The organism is Streptomyces sp. BF23-19 (assembly GCF_041106355.1).
Lineage (GTDB): Bacteria > Actinomycetota > Actinomycetes > Streptomycetales > Streptomycetaceae > Streptomyces > Streptomyces virginiae_A.
This window is the reverse complement of sequence record NZ_JBGBPT010000001.1, coordinates 213,350-239,906: the sequence shown is the minus strand read 5'-3', so window position 1 is coordinate 239,906 and position 26,557 is coordinate 213,350. Positions and strand designations below refer to the sequence as shown.

General features: G+C 73.0%; 20 protein-coding genes. 11 read left to right on the top strand and 9 right to left on the bottom strand.

Translation table 11 applies throughout. From position 1 onward, the window contains the following. Window positions 1-9: 9 nt before the first annotated feature. The 4 genes from AB8A24_RS01080 to AB8A24_RS01065 form a co-directional block, all read right to left on the bottom strand. Window positions 10-1,056 carry an ABC transporter permease gene (locus AB8A24_RS01080; protein WP_369474273.1) on the bottom strand — a complete coding sequence of 349 codons (1,047 nt, stop codon included), beginning with the start codon at window positions 1,054-1,056 and terminating at the stop codon, window positions 10-12. Next, window positions 1,053-2,603 (bottom strand): sugar ABC transporter ATP-binding protein, encoded by a 1,551-nt coding sequence (locus AB8A24_RS01075; RefSeq protein WP_369474272.1) that lies wholly within the window; start codon window positions 2,601-2,603, stop codon window positions 1,053-1,055. Before AB8A24_RS01075 ends, AB8A24_RS01080 begins: the two co-directional genes overlap by 4 nt. 130 nt (window positions 2,604-2,733) lie before the next feature. Further along, window positions 2,734-5,526 carry a SpoIIE family protein phosphatase gene (locus AB8A24_RS01070; RefSeq protein ID WP_369474270.1) on the bottom strand — a complete coding sequence of 931 codons (2,793 nt, stop codon included), beginning with the start codon at window positions 5,524-5,526 and terminating at the stop codon, window positions 2,734-2,736. 104 nt (window positions 5,527-5,630) lie between these two features. Beyond that, window positions 5,631-6,590 carry a cyclase family protein gene (locus tag AB8A24_RS01065; protein WP_369474269.1) on the bottom strand — a complete coding sequence of 320 codons (960 nt, stop codon included), beginning with the start codon at window positions 6,588-6,590 and terminating at the stop codon, window positions 5,631-5,633. Window positions 6,591-6,682: 92 nt separating this feature from the next. Between AB8A24_RS01065 and AB8A24_RS01060 the strand changes: the two genes are divergently transcribed. The 3 genes from AB8A24_RS01060 (at window position 6,683) to AB8A24_RS01050 (ending at window position 12,742) form a co-directional block, all read left to right on the top strand. Beyond that, window positions 6,683-7,633 carry an NAD-dependent epimerase/dehydratase family protein gene (locus tag AB8A24_RS01060; RefSeq protein ID WP_328960203.1) on the top strand — a complete coding sequence of 317 codons (951 nt, stop codon included), beginning with the start codon at window positions 6,683-6,685 and terminating at the stop codon, window positions 7,631-7,633. Between the two features lie 64 nt (window positions 7,634-7,697). Continuing rightward, window positions 7,698-10,949 (top strand): beta-ketoacyl synthase N-terminal-like domain-containing protein, encoded by a 3,252-nt coding sequence (locus tag AB8A24_RS01055; protein WP_369474267.1) that lies wholly within the window; start codon window positions 7,698-7,700, stop codon window positions 10,947-10,949. Then, on the top strand, window positions 10,946-12,742 hold the full coding sequence (locus AB8A24_RS01050) for an ATP-binding cassette domain-containing protein (RefSeq protein WP_369474266.1): 1,797 nt from the start codon (window positions 10,946-10,948) through the stop codon (window positions 12,740-12,742). Before AB8A24_RS01055 ends, AB8A24_RS01050 begins: the two co-directional genes overlap by 4 nt. A gap of 31 nt (window positions 12,743-12,773) precedes the next feature. Here AB8A24_RS01050 and AB8A24_RS01045 read toward each other — a convergent pair whose 3' ends face one another. After that, a complete protein-coding gene (locus AB8A24_RS01045) occupies window positions 12,774-13,388 on the bottom strand; it encodes a response regulator transcription factor (RefSeq protein ID WP_328960280.1) in 615 nt (204 codons plus the stop codon). 392 nt (window positions 13,389-13,780) lie between these two features. Here AB8A24_RS01045 and AB8A24_RS01040 point away from each other — a divergent pair, with 392 nt between their 5' ends. Together AB8A24_RS01040 and AB8A24_RS01035 are read left to right on the top strand one after the other, a co-directional pair. Further along, on the top strand, window positions 13,781-14,188 hold the full coding sequence (locus tag AB8A24_RS01040) for a YciI family protein (protein WP_030723865.1): 408 nt from the start codon (window positions 13,781-13,783) through the stop codon (window positions 14,186-14,188). Between the two features lie 8 nt (window positions 14,189-14,196). Next, the gene (locus tag AB8A24_RS01035; RefSeq protein ID WP_369474263.1) at window positions 14,197-15,345 is read left to right on the top strand and encodes an RNA polymerase sigma factor; all 1,149 of its coding nucleotides are present in this window, start codon (window positions 14,197-14,199) and stop codon (window positions 15,343-15,345) included. A 33-nt stretch (window positions 15,346-15,378) separates the two neighbouring features. On the opposite strand, the gene AB8A24_RS01030 is transcribed toward AB8A24_RS01035, so the two are convergent. From AB8A24_RS01030 to AB8A24_RS01020, 3 genes are all read right to left on the bottom strand, one after another. After that, a complete protein-coding gene (locus AB8A24_RS01030) occupies window positions 15,379-15,600 on the bottom strand; it encodes a hypothetical protein (protein WP_369474261.1) in 222 nt (73 codons plus the stop codon). Further along, complete coding sequence (locus AB8A24_RS01025; RefSeq protein WP_369474312.1) at window positions 15,581-16,051, bottom strand: DUF2809 domain-containing protein; 471 nt, start codon at window positions 16,049-16,051, stop codon at window positions 15,581-15,583. The genes AB8A24_RS01030 and AB8A24_RS01025 overlap by 20 nt, the downstream gene beginning before the upstream one ends. 64 nt (window positions 16,052-16,115) lie before the next feature. Continuing rightward, entirely contained in the window at window positions 16,116-17,180 is a 1,065-nt protein-coding gene (locus tag AB8A24_RS01020; RefSeq protein ID WP_328960283.1) for an alkene reductase, read from the bottom strand. 143 nt (window positions 17,181-17,323) lie between these two features. Between AB8A24_RS01020 and AB8A24_RS01015 the strand changes: the two genes are divergently transcribed. From AB8A24_RS01015 to AB8A24_RS00990, 6 genes are all read left to right on the top strand, one after another. Further along, window positions 17,324-17,866, top strand: a complete 543-nt coding sequence (locus AB8A24_RS01015) for a MarR family winged helix-turn-helix transcriptional regulator (protein ID WP_328960284.1) — start codon at window positions 17,324-17,326, stop codon at window positions 17,864-17,866. 140 nt (window positions 17,867-18,006) lie between these two features. Next, window positions 18,007-18,330, top strand: a complete 324-nt coding sequence (locus AB8A24_RS01010; RefSeq protein ID WP_328960285.1) for a three-helix bundle dimerization domain-containing protein — start codon at window positions 18,007-18,009, stop codon at window positions 18,328-18,330. Window positions 18,331-18,361: 31 nt separating this feature from the next. After that, window positions 18,362-19,321, top strand: coding sequence for a polyphosphate kinase 2 family protein (locus AB8A24_RS01005; RefSeq protein WP_328960286.1), 960 nt, complete (start codon window positions 18,362-18,364; stop codon window positions 19,319-19,321). A 66-nt stretch (window positions 19,322-19,387) separates the two neighbouring features. Further along, complete coding sequence (locus tag AB8A24_RS01000) at window positions 19,388-22,108, top strand: HAD-IC family P-type ATPase (RefSeq protein WP_328960287.1); 2,721 nt, start codon at window positions 19,388-19,390, stop codon at window positions 22,106-22,108. Between the two features lie 13 nt (window positions 22,109-22,121). Next, window positions 22,122-23,897, top strand: coding sequence for a SulP family inorganic anion transporter (locus AB8A24_RS00995; protein ID WP_369474257.1), 1,776 nt, complete (start codon window positions 22,122-22,124; stop codon window positions 23,895-23,897). A 61-nt stretch (window positions 23,898-23,958) separates the two neighbouring features. Next, window positions 23,959-25,638, top strand: coding sequence for an alpha/beta hydrolase (locus AB8A24_RS00990; RefSeq protein WP_369474255.1), 1,680 nt, complete (start codon window positions 23,959-23,961; stop codon window positions 25,636-25,638). 22 nt (window positions 25,639-25,660) lie between these two features. Here the strand turns inward: AB8A24_RS00990 and AB8A24_RS00985 are convergent, their stop codons facing one another. Next, window positions 25,661-26,407: a CPBP family intramembrane glutamic endopeptidase gene (locus AB8A24_RS00985; protein WP_328960290.1), complete on the bottom strand. Its 747-nt coding sequence runs from the start codon at window positions 26,405-26,407 to the stop codon at window positions 25,661-25,663. Window positions 26,408-26,557: the final 150 nt, after the last annotated feature.

The window sequence follows — 26,557 nt, the reverse complement described above, 5'->3', positions numbered from 1 at the left end:
GAATTTTTTCTAGGGGGTGCGCAGTCGGCGGCGGGCGGAGTAGCCGGCCAGGCCGACGGCGATGAGCAGGGTGGCGCCGTTGAACAGCGGGGTGGCCCAGAAGTCGGCGCCGAGCTGGCCGATGCCGGCGAGCCCGATGGCGAGGACGGCGACGGCCACGACGGTGCCGAGGGCGTTGACGCGGCCGGGTTTGATCGTGGTGGACCCGAGCAGGGCGCCGACGAAGGCGGGCAGCAGGTAGTCCAGTCCGACGCTCGGGTTGCCGGTCTGCTGCTGGGCGGCGAGGAGGACCCCGGCGAGGCCGGTGACCAGGCCCGATCCGGCGAAGGCGTAGACGGAGTACCGGTGGCCGGGGATGCCGATGATGTCGGCGGTGCGCCGGCTGGAGCCGATGACGTACATGCACCGGCCGAGCGGCAACCGTTCCAGGACCACCCAGAGCGCCGCCGCGAGGGCCAGGACGTAGTAGGCGGGCAGCGGCAGCCCGAGGAAGCGGGAGTCGTAGAGGCCGGTGAAGGCGGTGGGCAGGCCGTCCGGGCCGGGGACGATGCGGGAGCCGTCGGTGATCCAGCCGGTGACGGCGTACATCATGCTGCCGGTGCCGAGCGTGGCGATGAAGGAGTCGATCCGCACGTACTCGACGATGACGCCGTTGAGGACGCCGACCAGCGCCCCGCCGAGGACCACGGTGAGACAGGCGAGCGGCCACGGCCAGCCCGTGTCGACGATGAGCTGCATCACCATCACATGGGCCAGGCCGAGGCCGTAGCCCATGGACAGGTCGAACTTGCCGGTGGCGATGGGGATGGTCGCGCCGAGGGCCAGGATGGCCGGGATCGACTGGTTGGACAGGATCGAGGAGACGTTGTCGCGGGTGGGGAAGGTGTTCGGCAGGGCGAGGGAGAAGACCAGGAAGAGCAGGACGGCCAGGACCAGCAGGCCGTAGGTGCCGATGTGGTGCCCCCGCAGGTGGTTCCGCAGGGACCGCGGAGAAGGATCGGGCGACGAGGGCGACGAGGGCGACGGGGGCGACGGGGGCGAAGGGGGCATGGTCATCGGTCCGTCGTGGGTCCGGTGATCGCGGGCATGGCCGAGGCGGTCCGGGTGAGTTCGGCGACCGTGAGGGCCGCACCGTTCAGCTCGGTGCTCACCCTCCCGCGGACGAACACCAGGGCGCGATGGCACACGTCCGCGACCTCTTCGAAATCGGTGGAGATGAGCAGGACCGCCAGGCCCGAGGCCAGGGCGTCGTCGAGCAGCCGGTGGATGGTGGCCTTGGCCCCGACGTCCACCCCGGCGGTCGGCTCTTCCAGGACGAGCAGGCGCAGCCGTCCCCGGAGCCACCGGCCGACCATGACCTTCTGCTGGTTGCCGCCGGACAGGGTGGCGATCGGCACCTCGCCGTCGCGGGGGTGCACCGAGAACCGGTCGATGAGGGCGGTGGCCTCGGCGCGCTCGCGCCGGGGGCTGATCCAGTGCGCCGCCGGGGTACCGGCCGCGCGCGGGTTCGCCAGGAAGTTCTCCCGTACGGTCAGGTCGGCGGCGCAGCCCTCCTCCTGCCGGTTGGCCGCCACGAAGCCGACGCCGGAGTCGAGCGCGGAGTGGACCGTACGCGGGTGGTACGGCAGGCCGTCGAGCAGTACCCGCCCGCCGAGGATCGGCCGGGCGCCGACGAGGGCGCGGCCCAGCTCCATGTGGCCGGCGCCGGTCAGGCCCACCATGCCGAGGATCTCTCCGGCGCGCAGGTCCAGGCTGACCTCTCCGGAGGCCACGGTCCGCACCCGGTCGAGGCGCAGCAGGGGTGCTCCGGCGGCCGGGGCCGTGCCGGGTGTCCGTCCGGCCGGTGCGTGGCCCACGATCGCGCGCACCAGCCGGTCCGGGCTGTGACCGGCGAGCGGGCCCCGATCGACCAGCCGGCCGTCCCGCAGCACGGCGAAGGTGTCGGCGACCTGGTAGACCTCGTCGAGCCGGTGGCTGACGTAGAGGATGCCGTGGCCGCGGTCGCGCAGGGTGTGGAGCACGTCGAAGAGCCGCGCGCAGTCGGCGGCCGGGAGGGTGGCGGTCGGCTCGTCGAGCACGATGAGTTCGGTCCGGGTGGCGAGGGCGCGGGCGATGGCGACGAGTGAGCGCTCGGCGGGGCCGAGGCGCGCGATCCGGGCGTCGGCGTCCAGGTGCCCGGCGACGATCCGCAGGGCCTCGTCGCAGCGCTCCCGGGTCCGTCGCCAGGAGATCAGTCCGTGGCGGCGGGGGTAGCCGGTGCCCAGGGCGATGTTCTCGGCCACCGTCATCCATGGGACGAGACCGAGGTCCTGGTGGATGAAGGACATGTTCCGGGTCGCGGCGTGGCTGCCGAGGGGATGGCCGGCCACCGTCACCTCACCGGCGTCGGCCCGTTGGACCCCGGCCAGCACCTTGATCAGGGTGGACTTCCCGGCTCCGTTGGGGCCGAGCAGGGCGAGAACGCTGCCGCGGTGGATGTCGAGGTCGACCGAGTCCAGCGCGAGGGTGCCGCCGAACCGTTTGCTCAGGCCGCGCACGCGGACGAGTGGTGCGGCACCGGAGTGCGAGGGTGGGCTCGCCCAGGTGTCGGGAGCGTCATGCACAGACTTCTCCGGGGGTCGGCCTCCGAGTTCTTCCCGACGGTACGGGGCACTCTACGGGGATGTAGTGGTGCATTCCCGGCATGTCACCGCGCGGTCTGACCCCAATGGCCGAACGGCCGGGGGTGCGGGGTCATGCCGCGGCCAGGCTGCACTCGGCCCAGATGACCTTGCCGCCGGTGGTGTAGCGGGTGCCCCAGGACTGGGCGAGCTGTGCGACGAGGAACAGACCGCGGCCGCCCTCGTCGGTGGTCGCCGACTGACGCATGCGCGGGGCGCTGCTGCTGGCGTCGTGCACCTCGCAGATCAGGTTGCGGTCGTGGATCAGGCGCACCCGGATGGGCGCGGTCCCGTACCGGACGGCGTTCGTGACCAGCTCGCTGAGCAGCAGTTCCGTGGCGAAGGCGGATTCCTCCAGCCCCCACCGGTTCAGCTGGCTCACTGAGGCGGCGCGGACCTCGGAGACCAGGGCCGGATCGGCGTCGAGCTCCCAGGTGGCGATCCGGTCCGCGGGGGTGGCGTTGGTGCGGGCGACGAGGAGCGCGATGTCGTCATCGGGGTGCTCGGGTGCCACGGCGTCGAGGACGGCCTGGCAGGTGTCCTCGGGGGCCCGGTCCGGGTGGGCCAGTGCCCGGTTCAGTGCGTCGAGGGCCACGTCGACGTCGCGGTGGCGGTCCTCGATGAGCCCGTCGGTGTAGAGGACGAGCTGGCTGTGCTCGGGGAGCCGGATCTCGACCGACTCGAAGGGCAGGCCGCCGAGGCCGAGCGGGGGGCCGGCGGGCAGGTCGAGCAGGGACACGGCGCCGTCGGGTCGGACCAGCGCGGGCGGCGGGTGGCCGGCGCGGGCCATCGTGCACTGCTGGGAGGTGGGGTCGTAGATGGCGTACAGGCAGGTGGCGCCGACGATGCCGGTGCTGGCGGAGTCGGGACCGTCCCCGCCCTCCTCCCGGTCGAGGCGCACCATCAGGTTGTCCAGGTGCGTCAGGAGCTCGTCGGGGGCCAGCTCCAGCTCGGCGAAGTTGCGGGCGGCGGTGCGCAGCCGGCCCATCGTGGCGGCGGCGTGCAGCCCGTGGCCGACGACATCGCCGACGAGCAGGGCGACCCGGGCCCCGGACAGGGGGATGACGTCGAACCAGTCGCCGCCCACTCCCGACTCGGCGGGCAGATAGCGGTGGGCGACCTCGACGGCGCTCTGCTCGGGGAGCCCGCGGGGGAGCAGGCTGCGCTGCAGCGAGAGGGCGAGGGTGTGTTCGCGGGTGTAGCGGCGGGCGTTGTCGATACAGAGGGAGGCGCGGGCGGCGAGTTCCTGGGCCAGCGAGCGGTCGTCGTCCTCGTACGGGGACGGGTTCTGCGAGCGGTAGAAGCTCGCGACGCCGAGGACGGCGCCACGGGCGAGCAGCGGGACGGTGATGAGGGAGTGGATGTTGTGCGCCAGCAGCAGTTCGGCGTGCTGGGGGTCCTGGGCGATCCAGCCGAAGGCGGCCTTCAGGTCCTGTTCGAGCACCGGCTGCCCGGTGGCGATGCAGCGCATGTGGGGCGTGGTGGGACGCAGGCTGACCTGCGCGCCGACCGGATAGAAGGGGCAGTCCTCGCGAATGCCGTGGACCACCGTGCGGTGCATCTCGGTGGTGGGATGGGGGGACTCCTCCCCGAGCAGGACGCCCTTGGGCAGGTCGATGGTGACGAAATCGGCCAACCTCGGGACGGCCGTCTCGGCGAGCTCCCAGGCGGTGCGGCTCACGTCCAGGGTGGTGCCGATGCGGTTGCTGGCCTCGGCGAGCAGCTCCAGGCGCCGGCGGGCCGCGACGGCGTACTTGCCCACCTCGGGCTCGCCCACCAGCACCAGCCCTCTGACCCGGCCACCCTGGGTGGGTCCGTCGGCGGGTGGTGCGCCGCGTGCGCGGACGCCCGCGGGGGCGGGACCGGGGGCGGGACCTGGGGCGACGTGGGGCCGGAACGCGGGCGGAGCCGCGGCGGGGGCGTGCGGGTGGGTGGGGGCGGGGGCGTGCCGCTCCGAGTCCTCGGGCAGCAGTGCCTCGACGACGACCCCCTCCACCCCGGCGGCGCTCGTCACGGGGCGGCTGACCAGGGTGACCCACCGGCCGCGGGACAGGGGCACCTCGGCGGCGGCCCGCCGGTCCCCGGACATCAGCTCCGTGGCCTTCTCCTTGAGGGTCGCCTGGTCGCTCTGCTCCAGCTCGCTCTGGAGGAAGTCGGCCATCGAGACCGAGTGCCCGTCGAGACCGTGCTCACCGCTCCGGGCCAGGTCGGCGGCATCGAGGTAGGCCTGCAGCAGACCGTGCTCGCGTGCCGAACTCTGGTCCATCAGCCGTCGCTCGATGGCTTCGGCCGCCTTGCGCACCACGGGGATGAGCGCCGGGTCCGCCTCGGTGTAGGGGTAGCCGAGGCACAGGACGCCCTGGATGTGCCCGCTGAGCTGGTCGCGCAGGGGGATCGCGGTGCAGGCGCTCGCCTGGGACCGCTCGGCGAAGTGCTCGGCGCCGTAGACCTGGCACAGCCGCCGTTCCGCGAGGGTGAGGCCGATGCCGTTCGTCCCGGCGTACTGCTCGGCGAAGACGAACCCCGGGAGGATCTGGATCGGGGCGAGCTGCCTGACCATGGACTTCTCGCCGAAGCGTCGTGCGAGCACCATGCCCTGACCGTCGGCGAGGCAGATGTTCGTCCGGCTGCCCGCGAAAATGGCCTGGAGGCGGTCGAGCACCGGCTCGGCGGCGCGCAGCAGCGGACCCTCCAGGTCGAAGTCCTGCTCGAAGGGGAGCTCCGACTGGTCCGGCGACAGCCCCAGCAGACGGCTGCGCTGCCACGAACTCAGGATCGGACTTCTCACGCTCCCCTCGACCGACTCGCCCTGCAGGAATCGGTCACGGAAGCGCACGGGGCCGATGCGGTCTCCGACGACCCCCATGTGCATCACTTCCCTCACCGTGCGCCCTCGATCACCAGATTTGAGTATATTCCTCACATTTCGGCAATGAGGTGTGGGAACGAAGTGATCAGCGGGCCCGGCCGTCACAGGACCGCGACCGGATTGACGGGCGAACCCGTCCCGCCGGGCACGTTCAGCGGTGCCACGACGAGCAGGAACGCGTAACGGCCCGCCGCGGCGCACGCGGCCGAGATGTGTTCGAGATCCAGGTTGTCCAGCAGGGGCACCCCCATCGCCGTCACGGCGAGCGTGTGGACGGGGGAGTGCAGCCCTTCGACCGGCGAAGGCCGTACATCGCTGTCCCCGTCGCCGCCCAGCAGCGCGACGGCGCGCTCGGCCAGCAGCGGCACGGCGTGGACGTGCCAGCCCGCGCTCGCCTCGTCGGGATTCCACGGGCCGAGCTCCCGGCGCCGGCGCAGGGCCCCGGAGCGCAGCAGCACCGCGTCGCCGTCCCCGACCGTCACCCCCAGCGCCTCCTCCGCGGCGAGGAGGTCCCGCGCGTGCACCGCACGACCCGGTTCGAGCCATTCGACCCCGAGGGCGGCGGGCAGGTCGACCAGGACGCCCCGCGTGACCAGGGCGCCGAGCGCCGACACCGCGCCGAAGCGGGCCCCCGCCGCGTCGACCGACTCGCGCGCCGCGCGCCCGTCGTACAGTCGCCCCCGGTAGGCGACGTGTGACAGCGCGTCGAGATGCGTCACGCCCTTGCCGTGGTAGTCCGCGCCGAGGAAGTCCTTGTAGACGGACGGTTCCGGAGCCTGCACGTCGCCGAGGTCGGACATGTAGTGCAGGGCGGGCTTGGCGTTGTCCGGGCCGGGGCGGGTGTCCCAGGGGCGTGCCAACGGGACGACCGTTCCCTCCCGGACCGCGGCGGTGGCCCTGCGCGCGTGTTCCGCCGTCACCCGGTTCCAGGCCCCGCGGTCGGCCGCCGCCCACCGGCCCCACGTACGGACCGACGCGAACAGGGCGTCGAACTCCTCGCGGGAGACGGCGGGCCCGTTGACGGGGGCGCCGAACCGGCCATCGGTGGGGTTGCCGCTCATCTCCCCAGTGTCCGGCGCCCCGCGCCTCCGCGCTGGCCGGGAGACGTTCCTCCGGGGAAGGGTGCGCCGGTCGCCCGCGCTAGTGTGCGCACGTGAGCTTTCATGTCGTCATAGGTTTTGGTCCCGCCGGCTCCGCAACCGCCCGGCTCCTCGCCGAACAGGGCCGTACCGTAAGGGTCGTCACCAGATCGGGCCGAAGCCCGGAACCCGGGATCGAACACGTCGCGCTGGACGCGACGGACACCGAGGGGCTGATCGACGTCGCGCGGGGCGCGGCGGCGATCCACAGCTGCGCGGCACCGCCCTACCACCACTGGGCCGGCGACTGGCCGCCGCTGGCCTCCTCGCTCTGCGCCACGGCCGAGGAGACCGGGGCCGTACTGGTCATGCTGGGCAACCTCTACGGCTACGGCCCGGTGGACGGCCCCATGACCGAGGAGTTGCCGCTCGCGGCCACCGGCACCAAGGGACGGGTCCGCGCCGCGGTCTGGGAGCAGGCGCGCGAACTGCACGAGCAGGGCCGGATCAGGGCCGTCGAGGTGCGCGCCTCGGACTTCTTCGGACCCGGCGTCACCGACGGCGGGCACCTGGCCGCACGGGTCGTGCCACCGCTGCTGCGCGGCAAGCCCGTCACCACACTGGGGGACCCGGACGCCCCGCACAGCTGGACCTACCTCCCCGATGTCGCCCGGACGCTGGTCGAGGTCGCGGACCAGGAGCGAGCCTGGGGACGCGCCTGGCACGTACCGACCCAGCCGGCGCTGTCCGTACGGGAGATGGTCGGGCGACTCTGCGCCCAGGCGGGAACAGGCCCGGTCGCCGTGCGCGGGCTTCCGTCCACGGTGGTCGGCGTGGCCGCGCTGTTCTCCCCGCTGATCCGCGAACTGAAGGAGATCCGCTACCAGTTCGACCGTCCGTTCGTCGTAAATTCGAGCGCCTACGAGGCGGCGTTCGCGGTACGGTCCACCCCCGTCGACGAGCAGGTCAAGGAGACCGTCGCATGGTGGCGCGAGCGACTCGCGGCCGGCGGCGGACACGGGTGACAGGACAGGGATGGACCATATGGAGGACCCCAGGCCACGGCGAGAGGACATCGCCGTCGTGGGGATGGCGTGCCGATTCCCGGGAGCGCGCAATGTCAACCAGTACTGGCGGCTCCTGACCGCCCCGCAGGCCCAGTTCGGGGCGATCCCGGACTCGCGCTGGCGCACCGCGGCCTTCCTCGGCGACAACCTCCGTGACACCTCGTCGGCGTACACGGACACCATGGCGCTGTTGCCGGACGTGGGCCACTTCGACGCGGCCCACTACGGCATCCCCCCGCGGCGGGCCCGGGCGATGGACCCGCAGGCCCGGCTGCTGATCGACCTCGCCCGCGAGGCCATCCAGGACGCGGGGTGGGAGGCCGACGGCTTCGACCGCGAGGAGACCTCGGTGATCACCGCGCTCACCGAGGGCGGCTACCGCGAACTCAGCACCCTGCAGATCCGGATGCGCCAAATAGCCGGTGGCGAGTTCGGGGCCCGGCTCGCCCACCCCCGCCTGCCGGACGCGGTCCGGGCCGTCCACGGGCTCAACGGCACCTCCGTGGCCGGCCTCCTGCTCAACATGGGGCCCAACACCATCAGCTCCGTCTTCGACCTGCACGGCGAGAGTTACGCCCTGGACTCGGCCTGCTCGGGCGGTCTCATGGCCGTGGCCAACGCCGTGCACGCACTGCGCGCCGGCCGCTCCCGCATCGCCCTCGCGGGCGGCGCGCAACTCGTACTCACCCCCGACCTGCTGGTCGGGCTGTGCCGGATCGGCGCCATCTCGCGCAGCGGCCGCTGCCTGCCCTTCGGCGCGAAGGCCGACGGCTTCGTCCTGGGCGAGGGCGCGGGAGTCCTGGTGCTGCGGCCCCTGACCGACGCCCTGGCGGCGGGCGACCGGGTCTACGCGGTGATCCGCGGCGTGGGAACGGCCAACGACGGGACCGTGCAGGGCGGTATGCACCCTCAGGCGGCCGGTCAGCTCCGCACACTGCGCCGGGCCTACCGGGACGCGGGCCTCGCCCCGGACGCGGTGGGCTATCTGGAGGCGCACGGCACCGGGACCACGGTTGGGGACCCCGTCGAGCTCGGTGTCCTGCGCGAACTGCGCGGAGAACGCCCCGAACCCGCCTACCTCGGTGCCGTGAAGGCGGTGGTCGGTCACTCGCTGAACTCCGCGGGGATCGCCGGGCTCATCAAGTCGGTCCTGGCCGTGCAGCGGGGCGTGATACCCCCGCAGCCGGAGTGCGACCTTGCCGATCGCTCCGCGCTCGACGCCGCTCGGCTGACCGTGGCGACCACCCCGACACCGTGGCCCGACCGCGCCGGGCCACGCCGGGCGGGGGTGAGCGCCTTCGGCTTCGGCGGTACCGGCGTCCACCTGGTGGTGGAGGAGTGCACCACGCCGCCGGCCGAACCGGCAGCGCCCGCCGACTCGGACCACGGACCGCACGTACTGACCCTCAGCGCCCGAGACCGGGACGGACTGGCCCGCTACGCCCGGGAGCTCGCGGACACCATCGCCGAGGACCGGCCCTCGCCGGCCGCGGTGGCGGACACCCTCGCCCGCCGCACACCCCTCACGCACCATCTCACCGTGGTGGCGCGGGACGTCGCCGACGCGACCGCCCAGCTGACGGGGGGGGGCGGCGCCGGCGCCGCCCTGGCCGGACCGGGGGGCCTCGGCCACACCCTCGACCTGCTGCTGCGGCAGGATCCCGCGGGCGCCCGGTGGACCGCCTGGTGCGCGGTGGTGATCTCCGCCGAGGTGCTGCTCGACGCGGCGACGGCCCGGCTGACCGGTGGTGTCGACGCCCGCTCCACCGCCTGGCTGCGCCGGCTCGGGCTCGGGCGGCTGCTGCGCACCGCGCCGCACCGTGCCGTCCGCCACTCCCCCGGCGAACTCTCCGCCCGACTGACCGCGCAGGCCACCACCGCCGGGGCCGTTCCGGCGGCCGTCGTGACCGCGTCCGTGGCCCTGCTCCCCCCGCTCGGCGGGCTCGCCGCGCTGGTCCTGGTCGACGTGTGGACCGCGCTGGCCTTCCTCGCCGGAATCCCCTTGCTCGCCCTGCTGTTGAGGGCGTTCGCCCGCGACTCGGGCGCCAGCGTCAGCCGCTACCAGGAGGTGCAGCTGGACCTGGCCGGCCGGCTCGTGGAGGCCCTCGGGGGCGCCCGTACCATCGCCGCCGCCGGCACCGCCGAGCGCGAACAGGCGCGCGTCCTGGCCCGGTTGCCGGAGCTCGGCGCCGAGGGGCGGCGGACGTGGCGGATCTACGGCGCGACCGTGGCGCGTACCGGCGCCCTCATGCCCCTGCTGCTCTACGTGGTCCTCGGCGTGGGCGGGGTCCGCCTCTCAGAGGGTGCCCTCGGCGTCGGCGGGCTCCTCGCCGCCGTCCGCTACGCGGGCCTCGCGGCCGGGGTCGGCGCCGTGACGGGGCGGCTGGCGGCCGTGGTGCGCGGCCGGGCCGCCGCCCGCCGCACCGCGGCCCTCTTCGAGCTGCCCGAACTCCCTCAGGGAGAGCGCCGATTGCCCACCTCGGGGCCGGGCACGCTGGAGCTGCGCGGGGTACGGGTCGTCCGCGCGGGCACCGTACTGCTGCACGACGTGTACCTGCGGATCCCCGGCGGGGCGACCGCCGTGGTGGTCGGCCGATCGGGCTCCGGCAAGACGACCCTGGCCGCTGTGGCGGGGCGGCTCACCGCGTGCGACGCGGGCCGGGTCCTGCTCGACGGCGTGCCGCTGGACGAGCTGTCCGCCGAGGAGTTGCGCCGCGAGGTCGGCCACGCCTTCGAACGACCGGCCCTCTTCGGGGGGAGCGTCGCGGACGCCATCGCCTTCGGCGGCGGCCCGGAACCGTGCCCGCAGTCGGGCCCGGACCCGGGGGCCGTGCGCGCCGCCGCGCGGGCGGCCGGGGCCGACGCCTTCGTGCGCCGGCTGCCCGAGGGGTACGACACGGCGCTCCAGGACGCGCCGCTGTCCGGCGGGGAGTTGCAACGTCTCGGCCTGGCACGGGCGTTCTGCCGTGCGGGGCGGCTGCTCGTCCTGGACGACGCGACGTCGAGCCTGGACACCCTCACCGCCCGCGAGGTGGAGCGGGCGCTGGCCCGCGAGGTCCGGCCGGGAACCCGCCTGGTCGTCGCCCACCGCGTCTCCTCGGCCGCCCGCGCCGACCTCGTCGTATGGCTCGACGCGGGGCGGGTGCGGGCGACCGGTGCGCACACGGAGCTGTGGCGGGACCCCGACTACCGGGCGGTGTTCGGCGAAGGGACCCAGCCGGAAACGGAATCGGAGCCGGCCGCGGAGCCGCCGGGCCGGGAGGCGGTGCGATGAGCGAGTACGGCACGTGGCGCCGGGTGTCCCGTGAGGGCCGCCGCTTCCTGCGCGGCCGGACCCGGACCCTGCGCCGGCTCGCGCTCTGGTCCCTGCTGGAGTCCGCGCACACCTTCCTCGGGGGGTACGCGGTGGCCCGCGCCCTCGACGACGGCTTCCTCGCCGGCCGTACGGGTACCGGCATCGGCTGGTTGGCCGTGGCCGGGGTGGGCGCGCTGCTCGGCGCCCTCGCCCTGCGCGGGGTGTTCGGCGGGCTCGCGGACCTGGTCGAACCGCTGCGCGACGGCCTCGTACGGCGCTCCGTGCGCCAGGCGATCGGGCGGGCCGTCGCCGATCCGGCGAGGGAGTCGCGGGCCGGTGACTCGGGTGCGGTCTCCCGGCTGACCCAGCAGACCGAGATGGCCCGGGACTCCTTCGCCGGACTGGTGCTGATCGCCCGGTCGTTCGTCTTCACCGCCCTGGGCGCGCTGCTCGGACTGGCCGCGCTGGCTCCCGTCCTGCTGGTCCTCGTACTGCCCGCGCTGCTCCTGGGGACGGCCGCCTTCCTCGCCACGCTGCGCCCGATGGCGCGCGTGCAGCGCGCGGCGCTCGACGCCGACGAGGCGCTGTCCGCGCGCACGGGCGAACTGGCGGCGGGGTTGCGCGATGTGGTCGCGTGCGGGGGCGGGGCGAGCGCCGGGGCCGGGATCGAGCTGCTGATCGCCGAGCAGGAGCGGCTGACCGGGCGGCTCGCCCGGTGGACCGCCCTGCGCACGCTGGCCCTGGGCGTCGCGGGCCGGTTGCCGGTCGTCGTACTGCTGGCCGGAACGCCCTGGCTGCTCGGGCGCGGGGTGAGCGCGGGGGCGGTGGCCGGGGCGCTCACCTACCTCGTGCAGTCGCTGCTGCCCGCCCTGGACGCGCTGATGACGGCGGTGGGCGCGGCGGGCACCCGGTTGCTGGTGGTACTGGACCGGTTCTGCGATGCGGAACCGGCGCCGCGGGCGAACTCCGAACCCGTGGCGGCGGACCCGGGACCGGTACCCGCACCGCCCGCACCGGCCGCACCGCCCGCTCCCGCCGCTCCCGCCGTCGAATTGCAGCGGGTCCGGTTCGCCTACGGTCCCCGCGCGCATCCGGTGATCGACGACCTCGACCTGGTGGTCCGGCCGGGCGAGCACCTGGCCGTGGTGGGGCCGAGCGGCATCGGCAAGTCCACCCTGACCGCGCTGATCGCCGGTCTGCTGCCGCCCGGCCGGGGAACCGTACGGGTGGCGGGCGCCCCCGCGTGCGGCGCCCCGGGGCGCGCCGCCCCCGGGTACGGCCCCGACGTCCGCCGGACGCTGCTGCCGCAGCAGGCGTACGTCTTCACGGGTACGGTCCACGAGAACCTGACCCACCTGTGCCCCGGCCCGGTGTCCCGGGGCGAGGTGGAGCGGGCCACGGCGGTCCTCGGCGCGGACGCGCTCGTGGCCCGGCTCGGCGGACCGGACGCCGCCGTCGACCCGGGCCGGCTCACCCCGGGCGAGCGGCAGCACCTGGCCCTCGCCGCCGCCTATCTCTCCCCCGCCCCCTTGCTGTTGCTGGACGAGGCCACCTGCCACCTCGACCCGCGGAGCGAGGAGCGTGCCGAGCGGGCGCTCGCGGAGCGCCCCGGCACCCTGGTGGTGGTCGCCCACCGGATCTCCTCCGCCGTCAGGGCCGACCGGGTCCTCGTACTCGACGGGACCTGGGCGGTGTGCGGCACGCATGCGGAGCTCCCGGCCAGGTCGCCCCTGTACCGGGATCTGGTGGGTCTGTGGAACGCGCAAGGGTGAGGAAGGGTCCGGGGGCTCTCGGGCCGGCGGCTCAGACCCAGCCGGCTCGCCGGGATATCCGGATGGCGTCGATCCGGTTGCGGGCGCCGGTCTTCCGGGTCACGGCGGCCATGTAGTTGCGTACGGTTCCGCTGGCGAGGTGCAGGGCGCGGGCGATCTCCGCGATCGAGTCGCCCTCGGCGGCGCGGGCCAGCACGCTCAGCTCGCGCGGGCTGAGCGGCATGGGGTCGGCTTCCATGAAGGCCGAGGCGAGCGTGGCGTCGATGAAGCGTTCCCCCGCCGCGACCTTGACGATGGCCCGGACCAGCCGGGCGGGCGAGCCGTCCTTGTCCACGTAGCCGAGCGCCTGGGTCCGGAAGGCGCGCCGCAGTGAGCCGGGCAGGTCGGCCCGGGCGAGCACCAGCAGCGGGGTGGGCGTGGGCGAGTGGGGCAACAGGCGGGCGGCGCCCGCGTCCGCGTGGAGGGCGGCCGAGACCCCCGGACAGTCGAGGTCCACGACCACCACGTCGGGTCGTAAGAACTCGGCCTGGCGCGCGGCGGCCCGCCAGCCGGCGGAGGTGACGTCGAATTCGCCTTCCGATCTCAGCAGCGCGGCCAGGGCCGACCTCACGAGGCACACGCTGTGCAGCACCAGGACCTTGGTCATCGGGCTTCCCCTCACGAGACGATCGATCAGCATGAAGCGGCTGCCCAGCTACCACCGCGAGGGAACGTCACGGCGGGAGGCGTGCGGGGGCGCGTGGCCTGAGGCGGGCGCTCCGCCCGTTCCACCCCTGCGCCGCCGGTGGCCCTCCGACCTCGGCGGGCGTCCGGAAAGCGCCGCGGAACCGCTCGCGAGGCCGAAATCCGGATGGGCTGATTCCGCGTGCATTCGGCGGAATCCACGTCGGCCCTCCACCACACGATGCGCCGCTGCACGGGGTCCGGATCGACCTGGAGCGAAAAACTTCGGACGGGGATGTCGAGAACCCGTGGCCGGCTCCGTCCCAGGGGTGAAGGCGACCACAATGGGTCGCACCAGCACCGAGGAGAAGCGTCATGGCCAAGTACCTGCTGCTCAAGCACTACCGCGGCGCCCCGGCAGCCGTCAACGACGTACCCATGGACCGGTGGACGCCCGAGGAGATCTCGGCGCACATCCAGTACATGAACGACTTCGCGGCACGCCTCGAAGGGACCGGTGAGTTCGTCGACGGTCAGGCACTCGCCCCCGAGGGGACCTTCGTCCGCTACGACGGCGAAGGGCGCCCGCCGGTCACCGACGGCCCGTTCGCGGAGACCAAGGACCTGATCGCCGGCTGGATGGTGATCGACGTCGACAGCTACGAGCGCGCCGTCGAACTGGCCGGAGAGCTGTCGGCGGCCCCCGGGGCGGGCGGGAAGCCGATCCACGAGTGGCTCGAACTGCGTCCGTTCCTGGCCGCGCACCCGAGCACCACGGAGTGACCTCACCGATGGACGAGGCCCTGCTCAGGAGCCTCACGCCGGGCGTGCTCGGGATCCTCGTCCGCCGCGGAGCAGACTTCGCGGCGGCCGAGGACGCCGTCCAGGAAGCGCTGGTCGAGGCGGTCCGCACCTGGCCCGCCGACCCGCCGCGGGACCCGAAGGGCTGGCTGGTCACCGTGGCCTGGCGCCGGTTCCTCGACGCGACCCGGGCGGACAGCGCCCGCCGCCGGCGTGAGGACCTGGTGGACGAGGAACCGCCGCCCGGAGCGGCGCCCGCCGTGGACGACACGCTCCAGCTGTACTTCCTGTGCGCCCACCCGTCGCTGACGCCGTCGTCCGCGGTGGCGCTCACGCTGCGCGCCGTCGGCGGGCTCACCACCCGCCAGATCGCCCAGGCCTACCTGGTGCCGGAGGCGACCATGGCACAGCGCATCAGCCGGGCCAAGCGCACCGTCTCCGACGTACGGTTCGACCGTCCCGGTGATGTCGCCACCGTGCTGCGCGTCCTCTACCTGGTCTTCAACGAGGGCTACTCCGGCGATGTCGACCTCGCCGCCGAGGCCATCCGACTCACCCGGCAGCTCGCGGCCCGCGTCGACCACCCCGAGGTGGCCGGGCTGCTCGCCCTCATGCTGATCCACCATGCCCGGCGCGGCTCCCGGACCGCGCCCGACGGCAGCCTGGTGCCGCTCGCCGAGCAGGACCGGGGCAAGTGGGACACCACGGCGATCGCCGAGGGCGTGCGGATCCTGCAGGCCGCCCTCGCCCGCGACCGGCTGGGCGAGTTCCAGGCGCAGGCCGCCGTCGCGGCGCTCCACGCGGACGCGCCCACCGCCGAGCAGACGGACTGGGTGCAGATCGTCGAGTGGTACGACGAGCTCGCGCTCCTGACCGACAGCCCGGTCGTGCGGCTCAACCGCGCGGTGGCCGTCGGTGAGGCCGACGGGCCGCGCGCCGGGCTGGCGGCGCTCGCGGCGCTGGACGAGGCGCTGCCCCGCCACACCGCGGTGGCCGCGTACCTCCACGAACGCGACGGCGACGTGGTGACGGCGGCCCGGCTGTACGCGGAGGCCGCCCTGAAGGCGCCGAACCTCGCCGAGCGCGATCACCTGACGCGCCAGGCCGCCCGGCTGAACACCGCGCGCCGGTCCCCCTGACCGGCGCGCCGGGACGCGGTGGTGCCCGCCGGTTCAGGGCGCCGTGGGGGCGACGGTCGGTGGGTTCCATCCCGTAGGCGCGGGGTCGGGCGCGAACGGCCCCACCCGGTTGGTCATCAGGATCATCATCGTCGCGACGAAGACCAGGGTGATGACGATCAGCGCCGACCCGATCGGGTTGGCGGGGTTGTAGTAGTAGCGGTTCGTCCCCCACTTGCTCCGCTTGAAGACCGGCTCATCGTCGTCCTGGGGCATGTCCGACCTCCTGCTGGGGCCCGCCGGCGGGGGCGAGGTGCCAGCGATCGGCCGGTGCGAGCGCGGTGTGGAGGAGGAAGCCCGCCGCCGCGCCGACCACGTACCAGAACAGGTCGGGTGCGTTGAAGGTGGAACCGAGGATCAGCCGGGCCACGGTGCTGTGCCGGGAGAGCTCCGCGGGTACGGCGGTCAACTGGAGGAATTCGACGGCCCAACTGGCGGCCAGCGCGGTCCCGGCCGCCCGCAGGGGCGTCAGCCGGGGCGCGAGCAGGACGACCAGGGTCAGCAACAGGACGGTGTACAGGGCGTCTCCCCCGTACTTCGCCGTGCTCCCCGTCGCGACGGCCCGCAGTCCCAGCCCCGCGCCCACGGTCACCACCGCGGCCGCGGCGGCCACCGGCCGGGTCCGTCGGAGGCCGGGGGCGGCGGCGCTGTCGCGGCAGAGGGTTATGGAATCCACGGGGTCATACTGCCGGAGCCCGCCGGGCCGATCGGCGAGACACCCCTGAACACCTCTAGCGCGTCGGGTAGTCCGTGTAGCCGCGGGCGTCGCCACCGAAGAAGGTGGTGGGGTCAGGGGTGTTGTACGGGCCTTCGGTGCGCAGGCGCTCGGGCAGGTCCGGGTTGGCCAGGAAGAGCGCCCCGAAGGCGAGGAGGTCGGCGACGCCGTCCTCGATCAGGGGGAGGGCGCGGTGGTCGGTGGGGCCCTCGGTCGCCGGGTTCAGTACGAACGGTCCGGAGAACTGCTTGCGCAGGGCGAGGGTGGTCTCCCGTGCCTGCGGGCCGTGCTCCAGGACGTGGAGGTAGGCCAGGCCGAGTCCGTCGATCTCCTTGACCAGGGCTTCGTAGACGGGCTGCGGGTCGGGCTCGGAGATGTCGTTGTACGTGTTGCCGGGCGAGACGCGCAGCGCGGTGCGCTCGGCGCCGATCGCGGCGGCCACCGCCTTGACCACCTCGACCGCGAAGCGGATCCGGTTCTCCGTGGGGCCGCCCCACTCGTCGGTGCGCAGGTTCGAGCCGGGGGCCAGGAACTGGTGGATCAGGTATCCGTTGGCCCCGTGCAGCTCCACGCCGTCGAAACCGGCCTCGATCGCGTTGCGGGCGGCCTGCGCGTAGTCGGCGATGGTCTGCCGTACCTCGGCTCCGGTCAGCTCGTGCGGGGTGACGAAGTCCTTCATGCCGTCGCCGGTGAAGAGCTGCCCCTGGGCGGCCACCGCAGACGGGGCCACGGGGACGAGTCCGGCGGGCAGCAGGCTCGGGTGGCCGATACGGCCGGAGTGCATCAGCTGGGCGAAGATCCGGCCGCCCGCCGCGTGCACGGAGTCGGTGACCTCGCGCCAGGCGGCGACCTGCTCGGCGCTGTGCAGGCCGGGGGTGAAGGGGTAGCCCTGTCCGACGACGGAGGGCTGGATCCCCTCGCTGATGATCAGGCCGGCGGATGCGCGCTGGGTGTAGTACTCGGCGACGAGGCCGGTGGCGATGCCGCCCTGACCTGCGCGGCTGCGGGTCATCGGGGCGAGGGCGATCCGGTTGGAGAGGGTGGTGCCGGCGACGTGGACCGGTTCGAAGGCGGTGGTCATTTCTACCTCACAAGATAGTTGGTCGGCCAATGATTAGCTGCGAGATGCAGCGTACCCCATTACTTGGCCGACCAAGTTAAAATGTGGGTGGAAGGTAGAATCCACTTCGCAGACATGCAGGACCGACCAGGAGGAGCCCTTCCATGACCGCGGAATCCGTACGGGAGCCGCGCTCCGTCACGCAGTGCGCGGCGGCGCCGAGTGCGGTGCTGGACGGGCCGGTGAGTCATGCGATCAGCCGGGTCGCCCGACTCCACCGGATCACGGCGGGCCGGGCCCTGCGGAACCTGGGGCTGCACCCGGGGCAGGAGTTCCTGATGATGCACCTCTGGGACTGCGGGGCCGTGCGCCAGTCCGAGCTGATCAAGGCGGTCGGGCTCGACCCCTCGACGGTGACCAAGATGCTTCAGCGCCTGGAGCAGTCCGGCCACGTGCGGCGCCGCCCGGACCCCGCGGACCGGCGGGCCTCCCTGGTCGAGGCGACGGACGCCAGCCGTGAGCTCCTGGTCGAGGTCCGCAAGGCGTGGGGTGAGCTGGAACGCCAGACCCTGGACGGTCTGGACGCCGCCGAACGCGCCGAACTGACCCGCCTCCTGGGCAAGGTCGAAGCCACCTTGTGCACGGAGGTCGCCCGCGGCGGCCTCGCGGAGTGCGATGCGGCCTACAAGGGACCCGGCGCCTGCTAGTGCCGTGACCGATCCGTCCGGATCGAGCCGCATCCGTCTGCACGGTGGGCGATCTTGTCCCGTTTGGCAGAGAATCGCCATGAAGGACGTCCTCACCCGATGTCGGCATGTGCGGATCGGCGGTCCGAAGGTCGTGGGAAATGGCACCGGCAACACTCCAGGACGCGGAACGGACCGAGACCGCCCCTGCCCGCGAAGATCCGGGGGCGCGGACACCGCACGAGCCACCGGACGAGTGGTCACCCACCCCGGAGGAACTCGCGGCCGTCCGGACCACCGTGGCGCGCCTGAGGGCGGCCTACCCCTCGGTCGACGCGGCCACCGTCGAGGCGGCGGTGGCGGCCGCGTACGACTCGTTCCGGCAGGCCAAGATCAGGAAGTACGTCCCGATCCTGGCCGAGCGCCGGTCCCGGAAGGCGCTCGCCGCCGGGAGCACCCCGGACCCGGTGAGGGACGGGCCGTGACCGCCCAGGGCCGGGGAAGGGGCGCGCGCTGATGTCCGACAAGAGGGCCGAGCGCATCGCGGACTTCATCGAGCCCCTCCGGGTGCCACCAGGATCGAAGGTGCACCTGGCTCGGGACTTCGACCCCCGCTACAAGGCCGGCATGAAGAAGCGGGAAGGGACCGAACTGCTGCGGACCGGGGTGTCGCTGCTCGCCGAGTACCAGGAGCGACTGGCCGCCCAGGACACGTACGGCGTGGTGCTCGCCCTCCAGGCACTCGACGCCGGAGGCAAGGACGGGACGATCCGCCATGTGATGAGCGGGGTCAATCCCCAGGGCGTGCGGGTCAGCAGCTTCAAGGTGCCCTCCTCCGAGGAACTCGACCACGACTACCTGTGGCGCTACGCCCGGCGGCTGCCGGCGCGCGGCGAGATCGCGATCTTCAACCGCTCGCACTACGAGGAGGTCCTCGTCGTACGGGTCCACCCCGAAGTCCTGCTCCGGCAGAAGCTGCCGGAGCAGGTGCTCCGTCCGGACATCTGGGACCGGCGCTACCGGGAGATCAACCGCTGGGAGCACTACCTCACGGACAACGGGTTCAAGGTGGTGAAGATCTTCCTGAACCTGTCCAAGGAGGAGCAGCGCACCCGCTTCCTGAAGCGGATCGACCTGCCGGAGAAGAACTGGAAGTTCTCCGCCGCCGACGTCCGGGAGCGGCGTCGGTGGGACGAGTACCAGCACGCGTTCTCCGAGATGCTGTCGGCGACGAGCACGAAGTGGGCGCCGTGGTACGTCGTGCCGGCGGACCGGAAGTGGTTCGCGCGGATCTGCGCGGCGGCGATCCTCGCGCACACCCTGATGGAGATCGATCCGCAGTACCCGGACGTGGGCGAGGAGGCTCGCAAGGATCTCCTCGTCACGAAGCGGACTCTGGAACGGGAGGCCCCGGCCGGCGCCCCGGCCGATCCGTACGCCGCCCGGCAGGGCAAGTCGAAGAAGAAGCGTGGCTAGCGTCCCTGGGAGGGCGCGCGGCCGGCCCGGACGCGTCCGGGCCGGCCGCGGATCGGAGGCACAACCATGACGGTGCGGTCGGATTCCGTGGCGCAGCAGCCCCCGCCCGCCGGGGACGGCTGGTACGCGCGCTCCCCCGAGGAGGTCGTGGCGGCGTTCGACGTCGATCCCGCGGTCGGTCTGTCGGCGGCGCGGGCGGCCGAACTCCTGGCCGCGCACGGCCCGAACGCGCTGCCCGAGGAGCAACGGACCCCGGCCTGGCACCGGTTCCTCGCCCAGTACCGCAGTTACATGCAGATCGTGCTGGTGGCCGCGGCGATCGTCTCGCTGGTCATCCAGGAGTGGACCACCGCGATCCTGCTGATCGCGCTGACGCTGCTGAACGCGGTCGTGGGCCTGCGCCAGGAGGGCAAGGCCGAGAGCGCCATGAACGCGCTGAAGTCGATGATGAAGGCGACGGCGCGGGTGCGCAGGGACGGCAGGGAGGCCGAGATCCCCGCCGAACTGCTCGTCGACGGCGATGTCGTGCTCATCTCCGCCGGGGACCAGGTACCGGCGGACGGACGACTCATCGAGGCCAGCGCCCTGCAGATCGACGAGTCGGCGCTGACCGGTGAGAGCGTTCCCGCCGCGAAGGAGACCGGCGCGCTGCGCGGCAGCGGACTGTCGCCCGGTGACCGGACCAACACGGCGTTCATGAACACCCCGGTCACCCACGGCAGCGGCCTCATGATCGTCACCGCGACCGGGGCGGACACCGAACTCGGCAAGATCTCCGGAATGCTGTCGGCCACCGAGAAGGAAGTGCCGCCGCTCACCAAGGAGCTCGACCGGCTGACCCTGTGGATCACGGCGGCGGCGGGCCTCACCATGATCGTGATGTTCGCCCTGGGACGCCAGCGGGACCAGGCCTGGGACGTCCTGTTCGTCAGCGCGGTCTCGCTGGCCATCGCGGCCATCCCCGAAGCCCTGCCGACCGTGACCCAGGCGATCCTGTCCGTCGGGAGCCTGAACCTGGCGAAGCGGAACGCCATCGTCAAGGAACTGCCGTCGGTGGAGACGCTGGCGTTCACCTCGGCGATCAACTCGGACAAGACCGGCACCCTGACGATGAACCAGATGACCGCCGTCGAGGTGCTGAGCCCCACCGACCGGTACACCGTCTCGGGCACGGGTTACGGACTCGAAGGGAAGGTCCACCACGCCGCCGGGTCCGCCGCGGGCATCGAGGACGCGATCCTGCCCTACGTGGTCGCCAGCGACGCCAAGCTGGTGGGCGGCGCGGTGGTGGGCGATCCCACCGAGGGGGCGCTGCTGGTGCTCGCGCACAAGGCCGGTCTGGACACCGACGCCACCCGGGACGCCCTCCCCCGGCTCGCCACCCTGCCGTTCGACCCCGAGTACAAGCTGATGGCCACCTTCCACTCGGCGACCGACGCCTCCGGGCGGCAGGTCGTGCGTTGCTTCGTCAAGGGTGCGGCCCCCGCGGTGATGGCGCGGGCCACCACCGCGCTCGCGGCGGGCGAGACCGTCCCGTGGGACGCCGGTCTGCTCCGCCGGGCCGAGGAGCAGAGCGAGCGGATGGGCGGCGAGGGACGGCGGGTGATGGCCGCGGCCATGCGTGACCTGGACCCGGGCGTGTTCGATCCGGACGGCGACCTGCTCGCCCACGTCACCGAGCTGCGGATGACCAGTCTCGTCGGCATGGTCGATCCGCCCCGCGAGGAGGCCAAGGCCGCGGTGGCCGACGCGCAGGCCGCGCACATCCGGGTCCGTCTGGTGACCGGGGACGACGTCACCACCGGGGCGGCGATCGCCCGGCAGATCGGGATCCCCGGCGAGGCCGTCCTCGGCTCCGACTTCGCCGCCATGAGCGAGGAGGAGCAGCTCGCCCGCATCGAGGGGATCGGTGTGGTGGGGCGGGTCGCCCCGGAGCACAAGGTGCTGCTCGCGAACACGCTGAAGAAGAAGGGCGAGGTCGTGGCGATGACGGGGGACGGCGTCAACGACGCTCCCGCCATCAAGGCCGCCGACATCGGCATCGCCATGGGCAGCGGCACGGACGTGGCCAAGAACGCCGGACGCATGATCCTGTCCGACGACAACTTCGCCACCATCGTCTACGCCGTCGAGCAGGGCCGGACGATCTACGACAACCTCACCAAGTACATCCGGTTCGTGCTACTCCTGCTGGTCACCTTCGTGCTGACGTTCCTCGGGGCCACCGTCTTCAACATCGCCGCCGGTGAGCCCTTCACCCCGCCGCAGGTGCTGTGGATCCACTTCGTCGTCAACGCCTCCTTCGGCTTCGCGCTCGGCTTCGATCGGGAGAGCGCAGGCCTCATGCGGCGCCGGCCGCGTCCGCGCGGGGAGTCGGTGCTCACGCGGGCCGTGCTCGTCACGGTCGGACTCGGCGGGTTGGCGATCACCGTCCTCCTGCTCGGGCTGATCACGCTCGGCGCGAGCCACTTCGACGATGTCGAGATCGGCCGGTCCATCGCGTTCACGGCCTTCTCCCTCTGCCTGATCGTGGCGGCGTTCGAATGCCGCAGCGAGACGAACTCCGTACTGACGACGTCCACGTTCGACAGCAAGCAGATGAACTGGGTCGCGCTGGCCCAGTTCGTGCTCGCCGTGCTGGTGACCCAGTTGGACGGCTTCCAGCGGGTCCTCGGGACTACCGAGATCGACGCGCGGCAGTTCGGCTGGGCGCTGCTGGCCGCCGTCGTACTCCTGCTCGTATGGGAACTGGGCAAGCTCGTGGCCCGCCGGTCGAGGGCCGCGTGAGGAAGGCCGGTCCGTGACCACCCGGCGCCCCGGCCACGGGGTCCTCTCCCGCTTCCGGGCGGTTCCCGGGATCCGCGCGGTGGCGTCCTACCGGCGCGCGTGGCTGCCCAAGGACCTGGTCGCGGGCGTCGTCCTGACCACGCTGCTGGTGCCGCAGGGCATGGCGTACGCGGAGCTGGCGGGGCTGCCGGCCATCACCGGCCTGTACACGACGATCCTCTGCCTGCTCGGGTACGCGGTCTTCGGGCCGTCCCGGATCCTGGTGCTGGGCCCGGACTCCTCACTCGGTCCGATGATCGCTGCCACCGTGCTGCCGCTGGTGGCGGCCGACGGGGATCCCGATCGGGCCGTCGCGCTGGCGTCGATGCTCGCGGTCATGGTGGCGGCCATCATGATCCTGGCCTCGGTGGCGAAGCTCGGCTTCATCGCCGACCTGATCTCCAAGCCGACGATGATCGGCTACATGAACGGCCTGGCGCTGACCATTCTGGTCGGCCAGCTCCCCAAGCTGCTCGGCTTCAAGGTCGAGGCGGACAACCTGCTCGGTGAGTGCGCCGGCCTCGTGCGGAAGATCGCCGAGGGGGCGGTGGTGCCGGCGGCCGCCGCCGTGGGCCTCGGCGGGATCGCCCTGATCCTGGTCCTGCAGCGCTTCCTGCCGAAGGTCCCCGCGGTGCTCGTGATGGTGGTCCTGGCGATCGCCGCGGCCGCCGTCTTCGACCTGGACGAGCACGGGGTCGGGCTGGTGGGGGTGCTGCCCGAGGGGTTCCCGCCGTTCACGATCCCCGAGGTCCGGCTCGCCGATCTCGCGCCGCTGCTCGGCGGTGCGCTGGGCATCGCCCTGGTGTCGCTGGCCGACACGATCTCCAACGCGTCCGCCTTCGCGGCCCGCACCGGCCAGGAGGTGCGTGGCAACCAGGAGATGGCGGGCGTCGGTGCGGCCAACCTGGCGGCCGCCCTCTTCCAGGGCTTCCCCGTCAGCACCAGCGGGTCCCGGACGGCGGTGGCCGAGCGCGCGGGCGCCCGGAGCCAGCTCACCGGCGTGGTCGGAGCGCTGCTCATCGTCCTCATGCTCGTGCTGGCTCCGGGCCTCTTCCGCAACCTTCCCCAGCCGGCCCTCGCGGCCGTGGTCATCACCGCGTCGCTGTCCCTGGCCGACGTACCGGGAGCCGTACGGCTGTGGCGGCAGCGCCGGGCGGAGTTCCTGCTCTGCTTCGCGGCCTTCGCCGGCGTGGCCCTGCTCGGTGTGCTGCCCGGTATCGCGATCGCCGTGGCCCTGTCCGTGCTCAACGTCTTCCGGCGGGCCTGGTGGCCGTACGACACCGTGCTGGGGCGGGTGCGGGGCCTGGAGGGGTACCACGACATCCGTTCCTACCCGAGTGCCGAGCAACTGCCCGGCCTGGTGATCTACCGGTTCGACGCCCCGCTCTTCTTCGCCAACGCCAAGACCTTCCGGGACGAGGTCAGGCGGCTGGCCGGCGCGGATCCGCGGCCGAGCTGGATCGTGGTCGCGGCGGAGCCGATGACGGATGTGGACACGACCGCCGCCGACATCCTGGAGGAGCTCGACGAGGTGCTCAACGCGAAGGACGTACACCTGGTGTTCGCGGAGCTCAAGGACCCGGTGCGACGCAAGATCGAGCGGTACGAACTCACCCGGACCATCGACCCCCGGCACTTCTTCCCCACCGTGGAGGCCGCGGTCGCCGCCTTCCGCCTGCGCACCGGAGCGGAGTGGACCTCGCCGGGCGCCGACGGGACGGCCGGTCCCCCGCCCGGCGGCCCGAACTGACGGCCCACGCTCCGGATGGCAGGACGGACAGTGCCTTGGGACCATGTCCGTGGAGGCCGCCATGAGCCATGACCCGCCCGTCCCTCCCGCGGAGGAGAAGCCGGCACGCGCACACCGTTGGCTGCCTCGTCTGACGCTCCCCGGCTGCTGGGGCGCGCTCCTTCTGACCTGTCTGTCCTTCACCCCTTCGCTGCTCCCCCGCGGGGGCGTACTCCAAGGGCTGATCGCCGGCATCAGCGCGGCCATCGGCTACGGGCTGGGCCTGGTCGCGGCCGTCGTGTGGCGCGCCTTCGCCGACCGGGACGCACGCGTCCCCTCGCGCCGGTCGTGGCTCGTCCTGATCGTCTGCGCGGTGGTGCTCTTCGGCCTCTCGTTCGGGCTCGGCCAGTACTGGCAGCACGAGATCCGTCGGCTCATGGGGGTCACCGAGTACAACGTCCTCACCGCCGTCGCCTGCCCCTTCGTCGCCGCCCTCGTCTTCCTGCTGCTGCTCTTCGTCGGGCGGGGGCTCCGGGCCCTGTACCACCGGGCCGCCGATCTGCTCGGGCGTTGGATCGGCCGGCGGGCGGCGCGGGTGGTCGGCTGGATCGTGGTCGTGGGCCTGGCGTGGGCCGCGTTCTCCGGGCTGCTGCTGAGCGGCTTCGTCAACGCGTCCAACGAGGCCTTCTCGCTGCGTGACACGGAGACCCCGGAAGGCGTGCACCAGCCCACGTCGGCCCTGCGCTCGGGCGGGCCCGGCTCGTCGGTGCCCTGGGACTCGTTGGGCAGGGAGGGCCGGGCCTTCGCCGGCAGCGGACCGACGGCGAAGGAGATCGGCGCGTTCACGCACCGTACGGCGGAGGAGCCCATCCGCGCCTACGCCGGTCTGGCGACCTCCGACGACACGGAGACCCGGGCCGCCCGGGCCGTCGCGGACCTCGAACGGGCGGGCGGCTTCCAGCGCGAGAACCTGCTCGTGATGACCACCACGGGCAGTGGCTGGATCGATCCCGCCGCCGTGGACTCGTTCGAGTACCTGGGCAACGGCGACGCGGCCACCGTGGCGATCCAGTACTCGTACCTGCCGTCGTGGATGTCGTACCTGGTGGACCAGTCCAAGGCGCGCGAGGCCGGCCGGGATCTCTTCGACGCGGTCTACGACAAGTGGTCCAAGCTGCCCCAGGGCGAGCGCCCGCGTCTGTTCGTGGCGGGCGAGAGCCTGGGGTCGTTCGGCGGTGAGACGGCCTTCAGCGGGGAGGCCGACCTGCGCAACCGCACCGCCGGGACCGTGTTCGCCGGCCCGCCCAACTTCAACACGCTCTTCCGCGAGTTCAGTGACCACCGCGACGCGGGCAGTCCCGAGATCGAACCCGTCTACCGGGACGGGCGGACCGTGCGGTTCACCGACGACCCGACCACCGGGATTCCTCCGGCGGACCGGCCGTGGGACGGGCCGCGGGTGCTCTACCTGATGCACCCGTCCGACCCGATCGTCTGGTGGAGCCCCAAGCTGGCCCTCACCGAGCCCGACTGGATCGGGGAGCGGCCCGGCTCGGACGTGCTCGAAGCCATGGTCTGGATCCCGTTCGTGACCTTCTGGCAGGTCACCGCCGACCTGCCGTTCTCGACCGGTGTGCCGGACGGCCACGGCCACACGTACAAGGCCGCGTACGTCGACGCCTGGAACGACATCATGCGGCCCGAGGGATTCACCGCCCAGGACCTGAACGAGCTCAAGGACATCGTCTCGCCGCGGAACTGAGCCCGCCCGCCCCACCGCCGGGTCAGCGCAGCAGGTACCCGACGAGGTAACCGAGGGCGTTGACCGCCCAGTGCAGGCCCATGGGAGCCAGCAGGCTGCCGCTGCGGCGGCGCAGTTCGCAGAACAGGACGCCCGCCGCCGCCGTGAACAGCACGGCCCCCAGCACCGCCAGCACGGCCCCGAGCCCGGAGTCCCCGACGACCGTGTTCACGGCCGGCTTCGCGGTCGCCAGGTGCAGCGACGGCAGCACGTGCCACAGCCCGAACAGCACGCTCGACACGGCGGTCGCCCAGACCGCCCCGCGCACCCGGTCCACCAAGCCGTAGAGCACACCGCGGAAGGCGATCTCCTCCACCAGGACCGTGCCGACGGGGACCAGCACGAAGGCGCGGAGCAGCACCTCGCCCCCGTCCATCGCCTCGTACCGCCGGTCCTCGAACAGTCCCCTGGTGGCCGGCAGGAGGGCTCCGATCAGGTAGACGACGGCGACCAGGCCGATCAGGGCCAGCGCCCAGCGGGCACCGCGGGCCAAGGTGCCCGGATCCAGGCCCGCGTCCGCGAGGGTACCGCCGGCCCAGCGGAGCACACCGAGCAGCAGGACGCTGACCACGACGGCCGTCACCAGGCCCCACAGGCCGGTCCACCGGTGCAGGGCCAGGTTGGCGACGACGAGAACGGCGACCGTGACTCCCACGGCCGGCCAGGTACCGATGCGTCGCAGGCGTCGGCGGGACGGCCGCCCGGCGTCGTCGGCGGTGCTGCGGGGCAAGGGAACCCACCTCGGTCGTGACGACAGGTCAGTCGGCCTCATCTTGCACCCTCGGCCGTCGGCGACGGGGCAGCGGCGCAGCCGATCGGTTCCGGAACCCGTCGCGACCGCACACAGCAATCACCCTCCCTCTCCCTGGTCACAGTCGAC

Coding starts and splice junctions, on each gene's coding strand:
- AB8A24_RS01065 (WP_369474269.1), bottom strand. CDS start 6,590: ATGAGCGGCAACCCCACCGATGGCCGGTTCGGCGCCCCCGTCAACGGG.
- AB8A24_RS01040 (WP_030723865.1), top strand. CDS start 13,781: ATGGCCAAGTACCTGCTGCTCAAGCACTACCGCGGCGCCCCGGCAGCC.
- AB8A24_RS01030 (WP_369474261.1), bottom strand. CDS start 15,600: ATGCCCCAGGACGACGATGAGCCGGTCTTCAAGCGGAGCAAGTGGGGG.
- AB8A24_RS01055 (WP_369474267.1), top strand. CDS start 7,698: ATGGCGTGCCGATTCCCGGGAGCGCGCAATGTCAACCAGTACTGGCGG.
- AB8A24_RS01010 (WP_328960285.1), top strand. CDS start 18,007: ATGGCACCGGCAACACTCCAGGACGCGGAACGGACCGAGACCGCCCCT.
- AB8A24_RS01035 (WP_369474263.1), top strand. CDS start 14,197: ATGGACGAGGCCCTGCTCAGGAGCCTCACGCCGGGCGTGCTCGGGATC.
- AB8A24_RS01045 (WP_328960280.1), bottom strand. CDS start 13,388: ATGACCAAGGTCCTGGTGCTGCACAGCGTGTGCCTCGTGAGGTCGGCC.
- AB8A24_RS01015 (WP_328960284.1), top strand. CDS start 17,324: ATGACCGCGGAATCCGTACGGGAGCCGCGCTCCGTCACGCAGTGCGCG.
- AB8A24_RS01005 (WP_328960286.1), top strand. CDS start 18,362: ATGTCCGACAAGAGGGCCGAGCGCATCGCGGACTTCATCGAGCCCCTC.
- AB8A24_RS00990 (WP_369474255.1), top strand. CDS start 23,959: ATGAGCCATGACCCGCCCGTCCCTCCCGCGGAGGAGAAGCCGGCACGC.
- AB8A24_RS01050 (WP_369474266.1), top strand. CDS start 10,946: ATGAGCGAGTACGGCACGTGGCGCCGGGTGTCCCGTGAGGGCCGCCGC.
- AB8A24_RS01070 (WP_369474270.1), bottom strand. CDS start 5,526: ATGGGGGTCGTCGGAGACCGCATCGGCCCCGTGCGCTTCCGTGACCGA.
- AB8A24_RS01000 (WP_328960287.1), top strand. CDS start 19,388: ATGACGGTGCGGTCGGATTCCGTGGCGCAGCAGCCCCCGCCCGCCGGG.
- AB8A24_RS01080 (WP_369474273.1), bottom strand. CDS start 1,056: ATGACCATGCCCCCTTCGCCCCCGTCGCCCCCGTCGCCCTCGTCGCCC.
- AB8A24_RS01020 (WP_328960283.1), bottom strand. CDS start 17,180: ATGACCACCGCCTTCGAACCGGTCCACGTCGCCGGCACCACCCTCTCC.